At 58.2% G+C, this 15634-nt stretch carries 11 protein-coding genes; 5 read left to right on the top strand and 6 right to left on the bottom strand.

Annotation, left to right across the window (positions count from 1 at the left end):
* Window positions 1-257: 257 nt before the first annotated feature.
* Window positions 258-1340 carry an alpha/beta hydrolase gene (locus KGA83_RS15120; protein ID WP_223530057.1) on the top strand — a complete coding sequence of 361 codons (1083 nt, stop codon included), beginning with the start codon at window positions 258-260 and terminating at the stop codon, window positions 1338-1340.
* 86 nt (window positions 1341-1426) lie between these two features.
* Here the strand turns inward: KGA83_RS15120 and KGA83_RS15115 are convergent, their stop codons facing one another.
* From KGA83_RS15115 to KGA83_RS15105, 3 genes are all read right to left on the bottom strand, one after another.
* Window positions 1427-3076, bottom strand: a complete 1650-nt coding sequence (locus tag KGA83_RS15115; RefSeq protein WP_218428329.1) for a 3-(methylthio)propionyl-CoA ligase — start codon at window positions 3074-3076, stop codon at window positions 1427-1429.
* A gap of 184 nt (window positions 3077-3260) precedes the next feature.
* A complete protein-coding gene (locus KGA83_RS15110; RefSeq protein WP_218428327.1) occupies window positions 3261-3740 on the bottom strand; it encodes a 2,4'-dihydroxyacetophenone dioxygenase family protein in 480 nt (159 codons plus the stop codon).
* 113 nt (window positions 3741-3853) lie between these two features.
* Window positions 3854-4726 carry a TauD/TfdA dioxygenase family protein gene (locus KGA83_RS15105; protein ID WP_218428727.1) on the bottom strand — a complete coding sequence of 291 codons (873 nt, stop codon included), beginning with the start codon at window positions 4724-4726 and terminating at the stop codon, window positions 3854-3856.
* Between the two features lie 511 nt (window positions 4727-5237).
* On the opposite strand from KGA83_RS15105, the gene KGA83_RS15100 reads away from it, so the two are divergent.
* Together KGA83_RS15100 and KGA83_RS15095 are read left to right on the top strand one after the other, a co-directional pair.
* A complete protein-coding gene (locus tag KGA83_RS15100; protein WP_223530056.1) occupies window positions 5238-8159 on the top strand; it encodes an EAL domain-containing protein in 2922 nt (973 codons plus the stop codon).
* A gap of 61 nt (window positions 8160-8220) precedes the next feature.
* Window positions 8221-9681 (top strand): MFS transporter, encoded by a 1461-nt coding sequence (locus KGA83_RS15095; RefSeq protein WP_223530055.1) that lies wholly within the window; start codon window positions 8221-8223, stop codon window positions 9679-9681.
* A gap of 365 nt (window positions 9682-10046) precedes the next feature.
* On the opposite strand, the gene KGA83_RS15090 is transcribed toward KGA83_RS15095, so the two are convergent.
* The 3 genes from KGA83_RS15090 to KGA83_RS15080 form a co-directional block, all read right to left on the bottom strand.
* Window positions 10047-10907, bottom strand: a complete 861-nt coding sequence (locus KGA83_RS15090) for a phytanoyl-CoA dioxygenase family protein (protein WP_223530054.1) — start codon at window positions 10905-10907, stop codon at window positions 10047-10049.
* Between the two features lie 10 nt (window positions 10908-10917).
* A complete protein-coding gene (locus tag KGA83_RS15085; RefSeq protein WP_223530053.1) occupies window positions 10918-11622 on the bottom strand; it encodes an ABC transporter substrate-binding protein in 705 nt (234 codons plus the stop codon).
* A gap of 121 nt (window positions 11623-11743) precedes the next feature.
* On the bottom strand, window positions 11744-12919 hold the full coding sequence (locus tag KGA83_RS15080; protein WP_223530084.1) for a M20 aminoacylase family protein: 1176 nt from the start codon (window positions 12917-12919) through the stop codon (window positions 11744-11746).
* A gap of 235 nt (window positions 12920-13154) precedes the next feature.
* Here KGA83_RS15080 and KGA83_RS15075 point away from each other — a divergent pair, with 235 nt between their 5' ends.
* Window positions 13155-14069: a LysR family transcriptional regulator gene (locus KGA83_RS15075; protein WP_223530051.1), complete on the top strand. Its 915-nt coding sequence runs from the start codon at window positions 13155-13157 to the stop codon at window positions 14067-14069.
* 278 nt (window positions 14070-14347) lie between these two features.
* On the top strand, window positions 14348-15397 hold the full coding sequence (locus KGA83_RS15070) for a DUF3592 domain-containing protein (protein ID WP_223530049.1): 1050 nt from the start codon (window positions 14348-14350) through the stop codon (window positions 15395-15397).
* Window positions 15398-15634: the final 237 nt, after the last annotated feature.

Raw genomic sequence — 15634 nt, 5'->3', positions numbered from 1 at the left:
TCAACCTGGTCTGGCGCATTGCAGAGCAGGAAGCGCGGTCCCATCTTAGGGAGCACCAGCGTGGCGGCATGGGCATGGCGGGATAACTTCTTAGCATATTGGGACACTGCCGGCGGGCCATGGCTGGCGGCGGCAGAAACAGTGCTACTGGCTTTTGACCTGTCCCAATTTCACAAGATTGTGTCCTGTGAAGCTTAGTGCGGGGCACCCTGTCAGAGCTACCTTCAGGCCCACAACTGATAAAATGGAGGTAGATAATGGATACGCGCACTTCAATGCGTATCGGTCAGCCGCTCGCTGCAATGGCGCAGGTGGATGCCGACGATCCTGATGTATTCAGCCATTGCTTTGCCGAACTCAACGGCATCCGCATGCATTACATCGACGAGGGAGAGGGCCCGCTCGTCATCCTTCTGCATGGTTTTCCTTACCTTTGGTACATGTGGCGCCGCCAGATCGTGGCATTGGCCGAGGCCGGCTATCGAGTCGTCGTCCCGGATCAACGGGGGTTTGGCCAAACCGATCGACCCGATGCCATCGAAGCCTATGACATGAGCCAGGCTGTCGGCGACATGGTGGGTTTGATGGCGGCCCTGGGCGAAACGTCCGCGGTAATCATTGGACATGACCTGGGCGCCTGGGTGGCCCAGGCGGCGGCCATGCTGCGACCGGATTTGTTCCACGGCCTGGTGATGCTCAATACACCGGTACCGCCGCGCGGCAAGGTCAAACCAACCGTGGGTCTGCAGGCCATGGCGAAAGGAAGGGTCTACCACCACCTGTATTTCCAGCAGCTCGACAAGCCGGATCGCGAGTTGGCCAGTGATCCGCGCAAGACCTTGAGCAGCGTTTATTACTCGATCTCCGGTAGCGCCGTCGGTGCCGAACGCTGGCGTCTGTTCGTCGAAGCCGGTGAACCCATTCTCAATGCCTTTACCGAGCCCAAGGGGGAGTTTCCGTCCTGGTTGAGCCCGCAGTCGCTTGATTATTACATCGCCGAGTACACGCGCACGGGGTTTACCGGTGCCCTGAATTACTACCGCTGTCGTGACCGGAACTGGGAGATTACCGCGTTTCTCGACGGTGCGAAGGTAAGCCAGCCGAGCCTATTCATCGGTGGCGCTGCCGACCCCTCCCTGGAACCGGTCGAAATCCGTGGCCTCTACGACCAGATGGACGCCTATCTACCCGCACTGCGTAAAAAGGTCCTGCTACCCGGTGTGGGCCATAGCGCCGCAGAAGAAAGCCCAGCTCAGGTCAACGAATTGCTTCTGGAGTTTCTCGAGCAGTTGGTGTCCAGCGACAGGGCGTGTGAGCAAGAGGCACGCTTAGCCCCTTGATACCATCGGTGCACGGTACCGGCGTCTGCCGCAACGTCAGCCCTGCCATTGCACATGGACAGGGCTGAATTGTTTCCCCACTACGCTCAGTCGACAACCTTGACCAGCAGATGATCGCCGAACTGCTCGCGCAGACGGTTCTTCAGGACCTTGCCCGTAGCGCCCAGTGGAATCGTGTCGACGAAGACCACATCATCCGGCGTCCACCACTTCGCGATCTTGCCTTCATAAAAGGCCAGCAGTTCTTCCCGTGTCAGGGCTGTCTGCGCTTTCCTGACGATGATCAGCAAAGGGCGTTCATCCCATTTCGCGTGTTTGGCGGCGACGCATGCCGCCTGAGAGACTGACGGATGGCTCATCGCAATGTTCTCCAGGTCGATGGAGCCAATCCACTCTCCACCCGACTTGATCACATCCTTGCTGCGGTCGGTGATCTGCATGAAGCCATCGACATCGATGGTCGCCACATCGCCGGTCGGGAACCAGGTCTGGCCTGCGTGCTCGAGCAGCGGTGAACAGTCACCTTCGTTTCTGAAATAGTCGCGTACCACCCAGGGGCCACGCACCATCAGGTCACCCGATGTCGCGCCGTCCCAAGGCAATTCCAGTCCATCCGCGCCAACGATCTTCATGTCGACGCCAAACACTGTCCGGCCTTGTTTGGATTGCACGGCATGGCGCTCTGCCGGGGACATATCAAGGTGCCTGGCCTTCAGGGTGCCAATGGTTCCGATCGGGCTCAGTTCCGTCATCCCCCAGACGTGCAATACCGCTACGCCGTAGATTTCCTGAAACTTGTGCAGCATCGCCGTGGGACAGGCTGCGCCACCAATGATGGTGCGCTTCATGCTGGAGAAAGGCTGGCCTGTTTCTTCCAGATGCCCCAGAAGGCCTTGCCAGACCGTAGGTACGCCGGCGGACAGAGTCACCTGCTCGGCTTCGAGCAAATCGAACAGCGATTTGCCGTCCAGCGCAGGTCCGGGAAGCACCAGCTTGGCCCCGACCATGCACGCGATGTACGGAAGTCCCCAGGCATTGACATGAAACATTGGCACAACCGGCAGGATCACGTCGCGCGCCGAACAGTTCAGGGCATCAGGCAGCGCGGCGGCATAGGTGTGCAGCAGCGATGAGCGATGACTGTACAAGACTCCTTTCGGGTTGCCCGTGGTGCCGGATGTGTAGCAGAGCGTACTGGCGGCATCCTCGTCGAGAATCGGCCAGACGTAGTCGGCAGATCCCTGTTGAAGCAGATCTTCATAACAAAGCAAATTATCGATGCCGACGTCTTTCGGCATGTGGGTGTGATCGGTCATGGCGATAAACGCCTTGACCGTATTGCAGCGGCCAGCGATGACCTTGATCAACGGCAGGAAGGTCATGTCGAAGAAGATGTACTGATCCTCGGCATGATTGGCGATGTAGGCGACCTGGTCTTCATGCAGGCGAGGGTTGATGGTATGCACGATGGCACCCATGCCGGACACACCGTAGTACAACTCCAGGTGACGATAGCCGTTCCATGCCAGCGTACCGATCCGGTCGGCGGGCTGGACACCCAGGCTGGTCAGCGCGCTGGCCATCTGGCGCGCGCGACGGTGGCAGTCCCGGAAGGTGTAGCGATGGATATCGCCCTCCACCCGGCGGGACACGATCTGCGTATCGCCATGATGGCGGTCGGCGTGCTCTATGAGCGAGGAGATCAATAGCTGCTTGTGCATCATCAAACCATGCATGACATCACTCCGTTCGTACGTCTTTGATCGGGGAGCGGACAGGCGGCCAGGGCCCTCTGTCAGACTCCGCGTCAAAACCGCGAACCGGGACAGCCTGTTTTCCTCCCCTGGATTTTGGCGATCAGGTTACTTTCCCGGCACCCCCATGAATCGAGGGATGCCGGGCGTTTTCCTGGAACTCGGATCAGTTGAATGCCGTGAGGTCTTTTGGCGCGATGTCATGCTGCTCGCAATAAGCTAGATAACGTTGCAACCCCGTCTTCCAGTTTTCCAGCGCGACGATGTTGTCGTTGCCGTCCAGGAACGCCAGATCGCCAGTGACTTGAACCAGCATGAGCGAATACCCGTCTGCGCTGCCTGTGCTGACGACTTCAGGGGTGTGAGTCGACGCGGCCGTCTCGTAGACGATGCTGCCGGGGCCGGCGATCCAGTCATGTTCCTTGTATTTCCACTGGCCTTCGATGGTGTAGACCATCACCGTCCCGGTGTGGTGGTGCTTGGGCAATTGCATGTCCAGCGGCGCCTTCATCATGACGATCCATTCACCACGGATCGGGTCAAGCTTGTAGTACTTCAGCAGGACGTTTTCGGCATAAGGCGTAAAGGGAATCCACGGCAGGGATTCGCCATCGATGACGGCGGTGTCGACGTGTTCGTAGAGCATAGGTATCTCCATTGTTTTGTTTGAGATCGAACAATTGTGAGCGACCAGGGTTACCCGGCTGACTCAGATGGTCGGTCGGGTGTCCTGAATTTCCCCGGAGGGAACCGTTTGGATCAGACGAGCGGGGTACCCACGAGGGTGGCGCGCAGCATTTTTCTCGGCGCATTGCCGTAGTCAGCTACCGCGTAGTGCTGAACTTGCAGGTTGTCCCACATGGCAACCGTGTTGGTGCGCCACTTCAGGCGTACCTGATATTCCGGAATGGCGGCTTGGGAGATCAGGTAGTTCATCAAATGATGAGCCTCGGGCATGAAGTCCTGGCCGTAACGTACGTCCTCGAAGTTGAAGAAATTCGAGAAATGGGTAGTGAACGCCGAGTTGACGAACAACACCTTTTCGCCCGTCTCAGGATGGATAAGCACAACCGGGTGTTCAGCGCCGGGGGTCTTCAGGGCCATCGCGTGACGTTCTTCCCGTGGCAACTGGGCGCCAAAGGTCTGCTCGGCACTGTGCTTTGCATACAAGCCATCGATCCGTTGCTTGATGCTTTCGGGCAACTTTTCGTAGGCCATCACCATGTTGGAAAACAGGGTGTCGCCGCCGGTCTCCGGACCCAGTTCGCAGCGCAATACCGCGCCGCGGGGCGGCGCCTTCTTGTAGGTGACATCGGCATGCCAGAGGTTTTCGCGGCTGGCCTTTTCGACATAGCTCTTGGGCTTGCTCGGATCGAGATTGCGGTACAGCATCAGCAACTTGTCCGCCTCCGGATGGCTCGGCGCCAGGGGATGGGCTTCCAGTTCGCTGAATTGCGCGGCGAAGTGCTGTTGCTCCATTGGAGTGATGTTCTGGTCGCGAAAGAACAACACTTTGTGCTTGAGCCACAGGGCCCTGATTTGCGCGATCAATTCTGGATCCTGGGCTGCGTCGACCAGGCTAACGTTGCTGAGCTCGGCACCGACGGCGGGTGTGCAAAGCTCTACCTTGATCGAATGCTGGCGCACCGACGACCGGATGATGGCCGGTGCCGAGGGAGAGGCTGGTGAGGGGGTGTCTTGGATTTCGGCGATTTTTGTCATTGTTGTGTCCAGTCCGTGCTTGTGCGGCGGTGCGCAATATGTGCATCCGGTATAGGTAACTGTCCCCTGCCTGTCAGGTAGAGGTGCCGTTCCTATAGTAGGTATCCCGGGTTCGATGTTATTGGCTTGGCAGGACAGTTTCTTCGCATATTGGGACGAATGAGCCGAAGGCCCGTCTCGAAGGCGAATAATGGCCACGCTCCTCCCACTTACACAGAATCCAGTGAGTTGCATCGTCCGGTTGAATCCGCCACACACGCCGCCCCGTCAGACAACAAGCAGCGGATAATTTGTCGCCCCTGGCACCAAACTGCATAAAATCATTGAAAAAAACCGCTACAAGCTTTAAACGGGAAGCTTTACGGCACATTGCTGGCAATCAGTAAGTGAGTGTCGGCAGTTTTGGGCTCAGGGAGCGCTGATGAGTTTTCGTACATTGACCGGCTCCCCATGGCAATCGCGCACGTGCGAAGTTGCCGCACTTGAACCCATAGAGAACCCGGGTAATGCCGGCGGCGGCGACACGATCGGACAATTGCTGGATTCTGCCCGCAACGGGGCCCATACCAGCGCCTGGGTGTTTTACCGCGCCGGTGAACAGATGCATCGGGTTGGCCAGGGCGACCCACGGGTACAGTGGCCTTCAAGCATCGCGAATGAAGCGTTTGAAGCCTTTTGCCTGACCTCCAACTTGCACCGCTGGCCGACCGGTAGAGGCGAAAGTGTGCTGGGTTGGCTACTCGCGCCAGTCGACGATGCTGCGCAACCGGCGCTCGCTGAACTTGCCCAGCGCCTGGGCATTGAGCTCCAGACCAATACCCTTGCCCGTGCGCAGATCACGCAGCGTGTGCTGTATGAAATTACCTATCTGGCCAGTTCGACCCGTGACCGGTCAGTGTTTCTGGTCGGGGTTCACCGGCTTTTGGCCAGCCTGATCGACGCCGAGAATTTCTATCTCGCGCTGTATAACCCGCGCACTGGCAAGATCGACTACCCGTATTACGTCGACATCATCGACGCTGATGCCCTGGAAGCCGAGAACTACGAATACCTTGACCCTGCGCATCTGTCGTTGACCGGTCAGGTGCTGACCTCTGGCCAGCCGTTGCTGATTGACTCTGCCGGCATTCTCGCGGCGCAGGCCGAAAAACGTTTTTATTGCGTGGGTGATCGTCCCGAGTTCTGGATGGGGGCACCGTTGAAAAATGCCTCGGATGACGTGTTTGGCATGCTGGCAATGCAGGTCTACGACGTTTCTCGCATCTACAGCGCCGAAGACCGCGCGCTGTTTCTGGTGGTAGCCCGTCACGTGGCCATGGCACTGGACCGGATTCTGCACCGGGAGGACCTGGAAGAAACGGTGATGCGTCGCACCCTGGAGCTTTCGGCACTCAACGACGCTTTGAGGCAGGAAGTGGCAGACCGAGAGCGCGCCGAACATCTGCAGAGCGCGCTGTTCCAGATTGCCGAGCTGTCGAGCCGGCCTGGCGACATGGCCGAGTTGTTCCAGACCTTGCATGGCATCGTCGGTGAACTGCTGTTCGCGCAGAACTTCTACATTGCCCTGTTCGACAATGCGACCGGTGAAGTGACGTTTCCCTATTACGTCGATGAACGGCAGACGACCCGCCCAGCGGCACGGCGAGGGCGCCGGGGCTTGACCGAGTACGTGATTCGTCAGCGTCGACCCTGCCTGATTGACGCCGGCGAGGCTGAACGATTGTCCGCGCACGGTGAAATCGAAATTGCCCATGAGTCTGTGCGCTCCTACTCCTGGCTGGGCATTCCATTGTTCGAAGACGACGTGGTGCGAGGCGTGCTGGCGGTGCAAAGCTATACCTCGCAGGTGAGCTATACCCAGCGAGACCAGGAGCTGCTGACGTTCGTGTCGCGGCACATCGACACAGCGTTGTCGCGACGCACGGCCGCTGAAGCGATCCATGCCGCCAACCTCCAGCTGGAAGCCCGGGTGCAGAGCCGCACCCGCGAGCTCGATCACGCCAATGCCAAGTTGCAGCACGAGAACTCCCACGATGCGCTGACCGGATTAGCGAATCGCACCTACCTGCAACAGCGCCTCAATCGGGCCTGGTCGCGGTTCGGCAGCGAAGGCGGGCACCTGTCGGTGATGTTCATCGATCTCGACCGCTTCAAGATGGTGAACGACAGCCTCGGCCACCATTTCGGCGACCTGCTGTTGATGCAGGCGGCCCACCGTTTACGTGGTTGCCTGCGCGACACCGACATGCTGGCGCGCCTGGGGGGCGACGAGTTTTCGGTGCTGGCTCCCGAGGCGCCGCTGGAGGTGATGATCGAAATTGCCGAACGGATCCTGGTGGCGTTTGACCTGCCGTTTTTCATCAATGGCCATGAAGTTTTCTCGTCCTGCAGTATCGGTATCGTCAGCGCCGACAGTCAGTTCCATCACGAGCCCGCCGACTTGCTGCGCGATGCCGATGCGGCGATGTATCGGGTCAAGAGTGCCGGGCGCGACAGCTACGCGGTGTTCAACCAGCAAGTGCGCCGTGAAGTCTCGGACCAGGTCGAGCGAGAAGGGGCCTTGCGCAACGCGCTCAAGCGTACTGACGAGCTGCTGCCGTATTTCCAGCCGATCGTCAGCGTCGAAACCGGTGAACTGTTGGCCCTTGAAGCGCTGATCCGCTGGCATCAGCCGGGCGGCCGGGTGATTGCGCCGGGCGAGTTCCTGCCGGATGTCGAGGGTTTGCGCCTGATCGGTCGACTGGACCTGTACATGCTGACCAGCATTGCAGCGATCCTCGCACAACCCGGGAACGCCGATTGGCCGCCGGTGCACGTCAACTGCTCCAGCTACAGCATGACGCGTCCGGACTTCGCCGGTGAGGTGCTGACACTGTTGGCGCAGCACCGGGTCTCGCCGTCACGAATCTGCCTGGAGCTGACCGAAGGGGCGCTGGTCGCCGAGCCGGCGATTGCCCGACAGACCATGCAGCAACTGGCGGACAACGGCATGTCGGTGGTACTCGATGACTTTGGTGCAGGGTTTTCATCCCTGAGCTATGTGCATCAATACCGTTTCAGCGGATTGAAAATCGACAAGTCGTTCATCCTCGAACTGACCTCCAGTCCCCGCAGTCGCGCGATTGTCCGGGCGATTGTGCGGATGGCCGAATCGCTGGACCTGAGTGTGGTGGCCGAAGGCGTCGAGGATGAAGCGACGCTGGACCTGCTGCGCGAAATGGGGGCGGGGCAGGCCCAAGGTTATCATTTTGCCAGGCCGATGGGTTTGAAGGCGCTGTTGGCGAGTTCACTGCTCGGTTGCCAGGGGTTCACCACTGTGTGCAACCCGGCAGCGGAATTTTGAACTCCCGATCCGGGGGCTGACTCCTAACTCACAAGGTAGAACACAAGCCAATGTTGTAGCGATGACCCACCAACAGCTGCATAGCCGCGAGCCCGGCGCGATATTCGAAACCCATCTTCCAGCACGCCTGGACCGCTTGCCGTGGGGCCGCTTTCACTCTCTGCTGGTGGTCGCGCTGGGCATCACCTGGTTGCTCGACGGCCTGGAAGTGACCCTGGCCGGCTCGGTGTCCGGCGCGCTGAAAAACAGCCCCGACCTGCGCATGAGCAACTTCGATATTGGCTTGGCCGGCGGCATATACATCGCTGGCGCAGTGCTCGGTGCCTTGGTGTTCGGATGGCTGACCGATCGCCTGGGGCGGCGCAAGCTGTTCTTCGTTACGTTATGGCTGTATGTAGGTGCCACGGCGGCCACGGCGTTCTCCTTCAACCTGGAAAGCTTCCTGCTGTTGCGCTTCCTCACGGGCATGGGCATCGGTGGCGAATACACGGCGATCAATTCGACCATCCAGGAATTCACCCCGGCACGCTATCGTGGCTGGGTCGACCTGACCATCAACGGCACATTCTGGTTAGGCGCAGCGCTTGGTGCCGGCGGGGCGATCGTATTGCTGGATCCGCATGTGGTCGGCGGCGATTTGGGCTGGCGCCTGTGCTTCGGCATTGGTGCAGCGCTGGGCCTGGTGATCCTGGTGATGCGCCTGTGGCTGCCGGAAAGCCCACGCTGGTTGCTGATCCATGGTCAGCGCGATGAGGCGCGAGGCATCGTCGAAGGCATCGAAGCGCGTCTGCGCGAACAAGGCCATGAACTGCCGGCCGTGACCGGCAAACCACTGCGCCTGCACGCGCGGGACCATACGCCGCTGGGGGAGATCTTCCATACCCTGTTCATCAGATTCCGCCGCCGCGCGCTGGTGGGACTGACCCTGCTGACCGCGCAGGCGTTCTTTTACAACGCGATCTTCTTCACCTATGCGCTGGTGCTCACCGATTTTTACCAGGTGCCCGTCGAGCATGTCGGTTGGTATGTATTGCCCTTGGCACTGGGCAATTTCTGCGGGCCGCTGCTGTTGGGGCGCCTGTTCGACGTGATCGGCCGACGGGTGATGATCAGCTTCACCTACGCGATGTCGGGGCTGTTGCTGGCGCTCAATGGCTATGCCTTCCAGCAGGGTTGGCTGGATGTCACCCAGCAAGCCGCGGCGTGGGTGGTGATCTTTTTTTTCGCGTCCGCTGCGGCCAGCTCGGCCTACCTGACCGTGTCGGAAACCTTCCCACTGGAAATCCGCGCCTTGGCCATCGCCGTGTTTTACGCATTTGGCACCGGCCTGGGCGGCATCATCGGGCCGACGTTGTTTGGCCAACTGATCCAGACCCAGCAGCGCAGCAGCCTGTTGATGGGTTACCTGACAGGCGCTGCACTGATGTGTGTGGCGGCGGTGGTGCAAGCGGTTTGGGGGGTGGCTGCCGAACGTCGAGCGTTGGAGCAGGTGGCCAGGCCTTTGTCGCAGGCCGAGGATTGAGGGGCTACCAGCCAGCGAGCAAAGGTGTCGGGCCTTTCGTGAAGGTGAACACCTCAGGCTTACACCGGCCATCATCTGCTTTTTTTGAGGTTCTTCACGCAATCCCGGGGGAACACCTATAGCGAAATATCTGTAGGAGCTGCCGAAGGCTGCGATCTTTTGATCTTGATCTTCAGCAATCTCCAGATCGCAAAAGCAAGATCAAAAGATCGTCCGAACGCGGCCCGAACCTTCGGCAGCTCCTACAGGGGGACGTGTGCACCACCGAGCAACGAGGTCGAGCGTTAGCCAGCTTCTACAGGTATCGGTGTTCCCCGGAATTGCGTGAAGAACCTTTTTTTGAGCCATCCTGCATCATCAACGTATCACTCGGACAAGCTGCTTTCTCGATGCCAAAGTGTCGGAAAAAGCTCGTGTTCCATAGGTACATCTGATGCCAGAGCATCTTTAAGCCCAGGAAAGTCGGGGGAGGTGGCCCAAGGTCTCGGCGCATGCCGCACGTCATCGCCTATGACTCTCACTGAAAACGCGCGGCGACGGTTATGCCCGCCCACGCCAGCAGAGGCATGCAAGGTCAACATGTTGAAACACACCATGTCCCCCGGCGACAACGTCCATCCCAGAATGGGAAAGTCCTCGCGATGGCTTTCAATATCCGGTAGCTCGCCCAGTGTTCCCTCGGCAAACCATTTGGCCTGGCTGTCCATGAAGGACCGAGGCATCAACCAGGGGCCTTTGTGTGAGCCGGCGATGAATTCGAGGGTCGATTCCCTGGGCACGGGGTCAACTGGAATCCAGAAACTCACGGTGTCCGAACCCGTGATGTTGTAGTAAGGCTGGTCCTGGTGCCAAGGTGTGCGTTGGCGCGTGTTGGGCTCTTTCACCAGCAAGTGATCATGGTGCAGGCGCACCTGTTGGCTGTTCAGCAGGGCGGCCGCGATGGGGGCGATGGCGGAGTTGAAGATGAAGTCGCGATAGTGCGCATTCTCTTGCCAGTTACAAAAGTCCTCGAAGAACCATCCCGGGTCCGTAGGGCAGCTCGCCACTTTTGCGCGAGGGCTGGGATGGGCAAGGTTGCGCTCGATGCCTAGCGTCAGTTCGCTGATTTGCTGCGCAGTAAACGCATTACGGATGCACACTGCACCATCGGTTTGAAAGGCACGTACAGTCTCGTCGCTGACGGGGATGGCAAAACGAGACTCACTGCGTTGTGTCATTTCGTTCATGGGGATGGCCTCATTCGCCGTAAATATCGAAGTTGAAGTACTGCTTCGCGATCTGGTCGTATTGGCCTGATTGGCGAATGCTGGCAATGGCCGTGTTCAGCTGCTCTCTGAGATCAGGCTCGTTTTTTCGGACACCGATAGCGACGCCATCGCCAATGATGCTTTTGTCGGTGATGGGCTCACCGGCGAAGGCAAAGCCCTGGCCCTGAGGCTTTTGCAGTAATCCGATGTCGGCTTGTACCGAGGCCTGGAACGATGCATCCAGGCGTCCGTTGATGAGGTCTGAAAACACCTGGTCCTGGGTTTGGTAGGAAAGGATATTGACGCCTTGGCGGCCCCATTGTGACTTGGCATAACTTTCGTGCAGCGAACCTTGAACCACCCCGACCGACTTGCCCTTCAATGATTCTGCCGTCGGCAGCAATCCGGAGTCTTTTCTGGCAACGAGAGAAGACGGCGCGGTGTAGATCTTGTGGCTGAAATCGACCTGCTGGCGACGTGGCTCGGTGGCGCTGAATGCAGACAGGATGGCGTCGAATTTTTTCGCCTTCAACGCCGGGATCATGCTGTCGAAGGGCTGCTCGACCCAAACACACTTGACCCGCAACTCGGCACAAAGGGCATTGCCCAGATCGATATCAAAACCACTCAATGAGCCATCTGGCTGCTTTTGCTCGAAAGGCGGGTAGCTAGGGTCGACGCCGAATTTGATCACCGGTTCTGCCTGCGATAGCGGGGTGATGATCAGCCCGAACAGCAGGGTGATGGATTGAAGTTTGCGTAGTTGCATGATGACCTCGTTTTTTATTGGTTTTCTCGTTTTGGCAGGTCTTTGCTCAAGCGTTGAGTGGCAAGAAGGCCTCAGTCAACTTGACCCAATAGCCAGCGCCCCGAATCAGGATGTCGTCATTGAAGTCGTAGCGAGGGTCGTGAGCCATGCAGCTCTTTTCACCGTCGCCATTGCCGATGATCAGATAGCTGCCAGGGCATTGCTGCAGGAAGTAGGCGAAATCCTCGCTGCCATTGAAGGGCACAATGTCGTTCATCACCTCGTCCTCACCGAGCCAGTCGATGGCCACCTGACTGGCAAACCGGGTCATTTCTTCGTCATTCACCAGCAAAGGGTAATCGGCACTGTAGTCGATGTCGGCGGTCGCGCCGAATGCCTGCGCCTGGGCGTGAATGAGGTGTTTTATCTGGCTCTCCAGGCGGTCCCGGACGGCGTTGTTCAGTGAGCGGACGGAAATCAGCATGTGCGCGCTGTCCGGGATCACGTTGGACGCCTTGCCTGCGTTAATGGCCCCGACGGTGATAACGCTCATTTCCTGAGGTGAAATGTTGCGCGAGACGATGGTCTGCAAGGCCATGATGATGCTTGCGCAGACCACCACGGGGTCGACGCTCAGATGCGGCATCGCGCCATGACCGCCTTTTCCGTGAATCGTGACATTGACCTGGTCGGCGGAGGCCATGAAGGGGCCGGCCCGGAACCCGAGTTTTCCGACAGGGTAGCCAGGCATGTTGTGTGCAGCGAACACTGCATCGCAGGGGAACTGTTGCAGCACGCCTTCCTGAATCATTCGTCGGGCGCCGGCCAGACCTTCTTCGGCCGGCTGGAAAATCAGGCGGACGGTGCCATCGAACGGATGGCCATGGGCGAGGGCGTAGGCGGCGGCGAGGAGCATGACCGTATGCCCGTCATGGCCACATGCGTGCATCTTGCCCGGTATCCGGCTGGCATAGGGGAGCCCGGTTTTTTCCAGAATAGGCAGTGCGTCCATGTCAGCCCGTATGCCGATCACACGCGAACCGGTGCCTTTTTTGAGCGTGGCGATGACCGCGGTTTCGGCGAAGCCGCGCGTCACGTCATAACCCCATTCGATCAATCGTTCGGCTACCAGCTCACTCGTCTCGACCTCCTGATAACCGAGTTCAGGATTGGCATGGATCTGGTGGCGCAGTTCGCGCATTTCCTGCTCAATCTCTTTTAACAGCGTGATGGACTGTGTCATTGGCAGTGTTTTTCCTTGGTGACCAAGAGGAGAAACCAATCTGTCGCAAGGGCCACAATCGACGATGGCTTACGGCATCATGCGTTTCATCAAAGTGCCTGGGCTTTTTCTGGTACGGTCTTTTGGTGAGGTTCGAAGCCCAGGTGGTGTTGGTCCCAGAGTAGTGGGCCAAGGCAGCAGCTGACAGGCAATCGAAAGTGAACAAGGCAACCCAGGGTTAACACCGGCGGACACTATGAAGTTCTATCAACTCAATGCACTCGTGGCGGTGGCCGACGCGGGCAGTATCCGCGGCGCTGCAAAAAGGCTCGACACTTCGCCGGCAGCGGTCACCAAGGCCATCCAGAAACTGGAGGCAGACACCGCCACACAATTGCTGATCCGTAATACCTCAGGGATTGTGTTTACCGAGCTCGGCAAAAAGTTGTTGATTCAGGCACGCCTGCTGGTGGCACAGATGGTCAGTGCCCGTCAGGTATTGCCTGACTGCAAGGGGGAACTCGAGGGGTGCCTGTCGGTCGCCGTGACACCCTGGTTGGCGATGACGCTCATGCCCAAAGCCGTCGTGCGTTTTCGCCAGCTGTTTCCAAAGGTACAACTTGAATTGCATGAGGGGCTTTCATCGGTCGCGTGTCCGCTGCTGCGGGATGCGAGCGTCGATCTGTTTATCGGACGGCTCGATACCCGGTTTTCCAGCACCGACCTGACCTATCTGCCGCTGTTCACGGCCGATTGTGCGGTGGTGGCCCGTCAGCAACACCCGCTGTCGAACAGCAGGACCATGGAGGACCTGGCGTCGGCTGACTGGATACTGGCCTCGCAACAAGATGGAACGATTTCGACGCAGGGGCATGTGCATTTCGCCCATTCGCTCTCGATCATCTTGAGCTTGCTGCGTGAAACCGACATGTTAAGCATCTTTCCCTGGCCGCTGGTGGAGATATGTGCTCAGCGCGAAGGCTTGTGCACCTTGCCTCTGCGCGAGCCGGTCGGCAGTGCCTCGGTGGGCGCCATCAGCCGAAGCGGGCAGCCCCTGCGGCCGGCGGCCGAGCGGTTTCTGGAGTGTCTGATCGAAACCATTCACCTGGAGATGGGGCATGCGCAATCGCCTTATCGGCGCATGTTGCAGACCGTCGATTTGTTGGTCTGAGAGCTGTTATTGAAACTGAGTGGTACGTCACTGGTTTCATGGTTATACGTCACTGCCTGCTATTGGCCGATCTCAGCCTACCGCGACCGGCAGAAGGCGACCCAAAGCTGCCGCTGGGAACCGGCAGAAACCGGCCAGGAGCGGAAGCGCGGGAAGTTGCATTGCATTTGAGTATCTACGGACTAACCTCAGTGCATCATTACACCGCGCGCAGGGGGACTTGCTGCCAAGGTGTCATATCCCAACTGACCTCCATTTCACGTTGGCCAAGGAGCCTTATGAAGACCTTCTTGCTCTTGCTAAGGACGGCCTTGTTCGTTGTTTTATTTTCCTTTGGCTTGCTCTGTCTTCTCGTGTCTCTTTCCTCGTACAAGGAGGTGGACGAGACGAAGACTTGGCAGAAGTTGAATGCCACTGTCGCCACTGTCTCCATTTCTGAGGAGATGCGCAGTAAGGGTATGACCTATTGCCCTCTGGTTAACGTGACCTTTGAGTTGAACGGACAGCAATACACTTATCCGCTCGAAATATCGCAGCGGCCCTGCAGAACCAGCCTGGAGTCGGTCGAAAGATCAGTTGCAACATTCAGGGAAGGAAAAGTGATCGAAATTCTTGTCGACCCTGCAAAGCCGGGTAGAGTGAAGCCAGGTACTTACTCACTAGGTGGGGGTTTTTACCTCGGCGTTTTCTTGGGCACGCTAGCCTTTATCGGGGCCGTAGCTGTCCTGGTGTTTCCTGCTAAGAAATCTGTCAAGTTGACGCAAGGAGAAAGCATTTCACATTCAACTTTGAGCAAGAAAGAAGTTCAGCAAAAAGTTCGCGAGCTACTCGCCGCCGGCACTGCAAAGTCGGAAGTGTTTTCACAACTCTCCGGGCGGGGTGTAAAAGACAGTCAACTTGCCTACTTTATAGCCTCGTATGCAGATCCAATTCGTTGTGACGAGCACGATCGCAAAGTCAATATTCTCATCACGATAATGCTCGCCCAGGCTTTGATTGCATTCATTCTGGGATTGGATATCGGCGCCAGGATGGGGCCAACGGCCAAATGGGTTATGGGTGTTTCAATGACCTTGATTCCCTTGTTTTTGGTATGGGGCTTCTACAACCATCGCGTCGGCGCCTACAACGCGTACATACTCCTTGCGCTTCCCCAATTCCCAAGATCGCTTGCGGGGTTTACATCGAGTCCGGCAACAACCGCTATCGCATTAGCTATAAGTATCGCTATCCTGGCTTTTGTTTGGTACGTCCGAGGAAAAATCTTTCCAGACTTCGTCTTCGTCAACCCCAGGAAAATCAAAGGCAAGTACTTCTTTTCGGGCTGACCCATCATGCCGCCGGACCTGCCCGAACGGCTGTCCAGGCCTATGAGGTCAATCGTTAGCGAAGACTGCTTCGGGTCGATTTCAGCCGGTTCCAGCAGGCAGCTATTGGCCGATTCTGTTGAAAAAGTAGCTCCCCTGTCTGGCCTGCGGCAAAATCTCTGCATTGGCCAGCAGGGAAGCACGCAGCATGATGGGACAGTTATCGAGTGGGCAGGAGCGGCTGTTTTACTCGTTCAA

Source organism: Pseudomonas sp. GL-R-19, assembly GCF_019956375.1.
In the GTDB taxonomy this organism is placed as follows: Bacteria; Pseudomonadota; Gammaproteobacteria; order Pseudomonadales; family Pseudomonadaceae; genus Aquipseudomonas.
This window is presented reverse-complemented; position numbering and strand designations above follow the sequence as displayed.

Coding starts and splice junctions, on each gene's coding strand:
- KGA83_RS15120 (WP_223530057.1), top strand. CDS start 258: ATGGATACGCGCACTTCAATGCGTATCGGTCAGCCGCTCGCTGCAATG.
- KGA83_RS15115 (WP_218428329.1), bottom strand. CDS start 3,076: ATGCATGGTTTGATGATGCACAAGCAGCTATTGATCTCCTCGCTCATA.
- KGA83_RS15110 (WP_218428327.1), bottom strand. CDS start 3,740: ATGCTCTACGAACACGTCGACACCGCCGTCATCGATGGCGAATCCCTG.
- KGA83_RS15100 (WP_223530056.1), top strand. CDS start 5,238: ATGAGTTTTCGTACATTGACCGGCTCCCCATGGCAATCGCGCACGTGC.
- KGA83_RS15095 (WP_223530055.1), top strand. CDS start 8,221: ATGACCCACCAACAGCTGCATAGCCGCGAGCCCGGCGCGATATTCGAA.
- KGA83_RS15090 (WP_223530054.1), bottom strand. CDS start 10,907: ATGAACGAAATGACACAACGCAGTGAGTCTCGTTTTGCCATCCCCGTC.
- KGA83_RS15080 (WP_223530084.1), bottom strand. CDS start 12,919: ATGACACAGTCCATCACGCTGTTAAAAGAGATTGAGCAGGAAATGCGC.
- KGA83_RS15075 (WP_223530051.1), top strand. CDS start 13,155: ATGAAGTTCTATCAACTCAATGCACTCGTGGCGGTGGCCGACGCGGGC.
- KGA83_RS15070 (WP_223530049.1), top strand. CDS start 14,348: ATGAAGACCTTCTTGCTCTTGCTAAGGACGGCCTTGTTCGTTGTTTTA.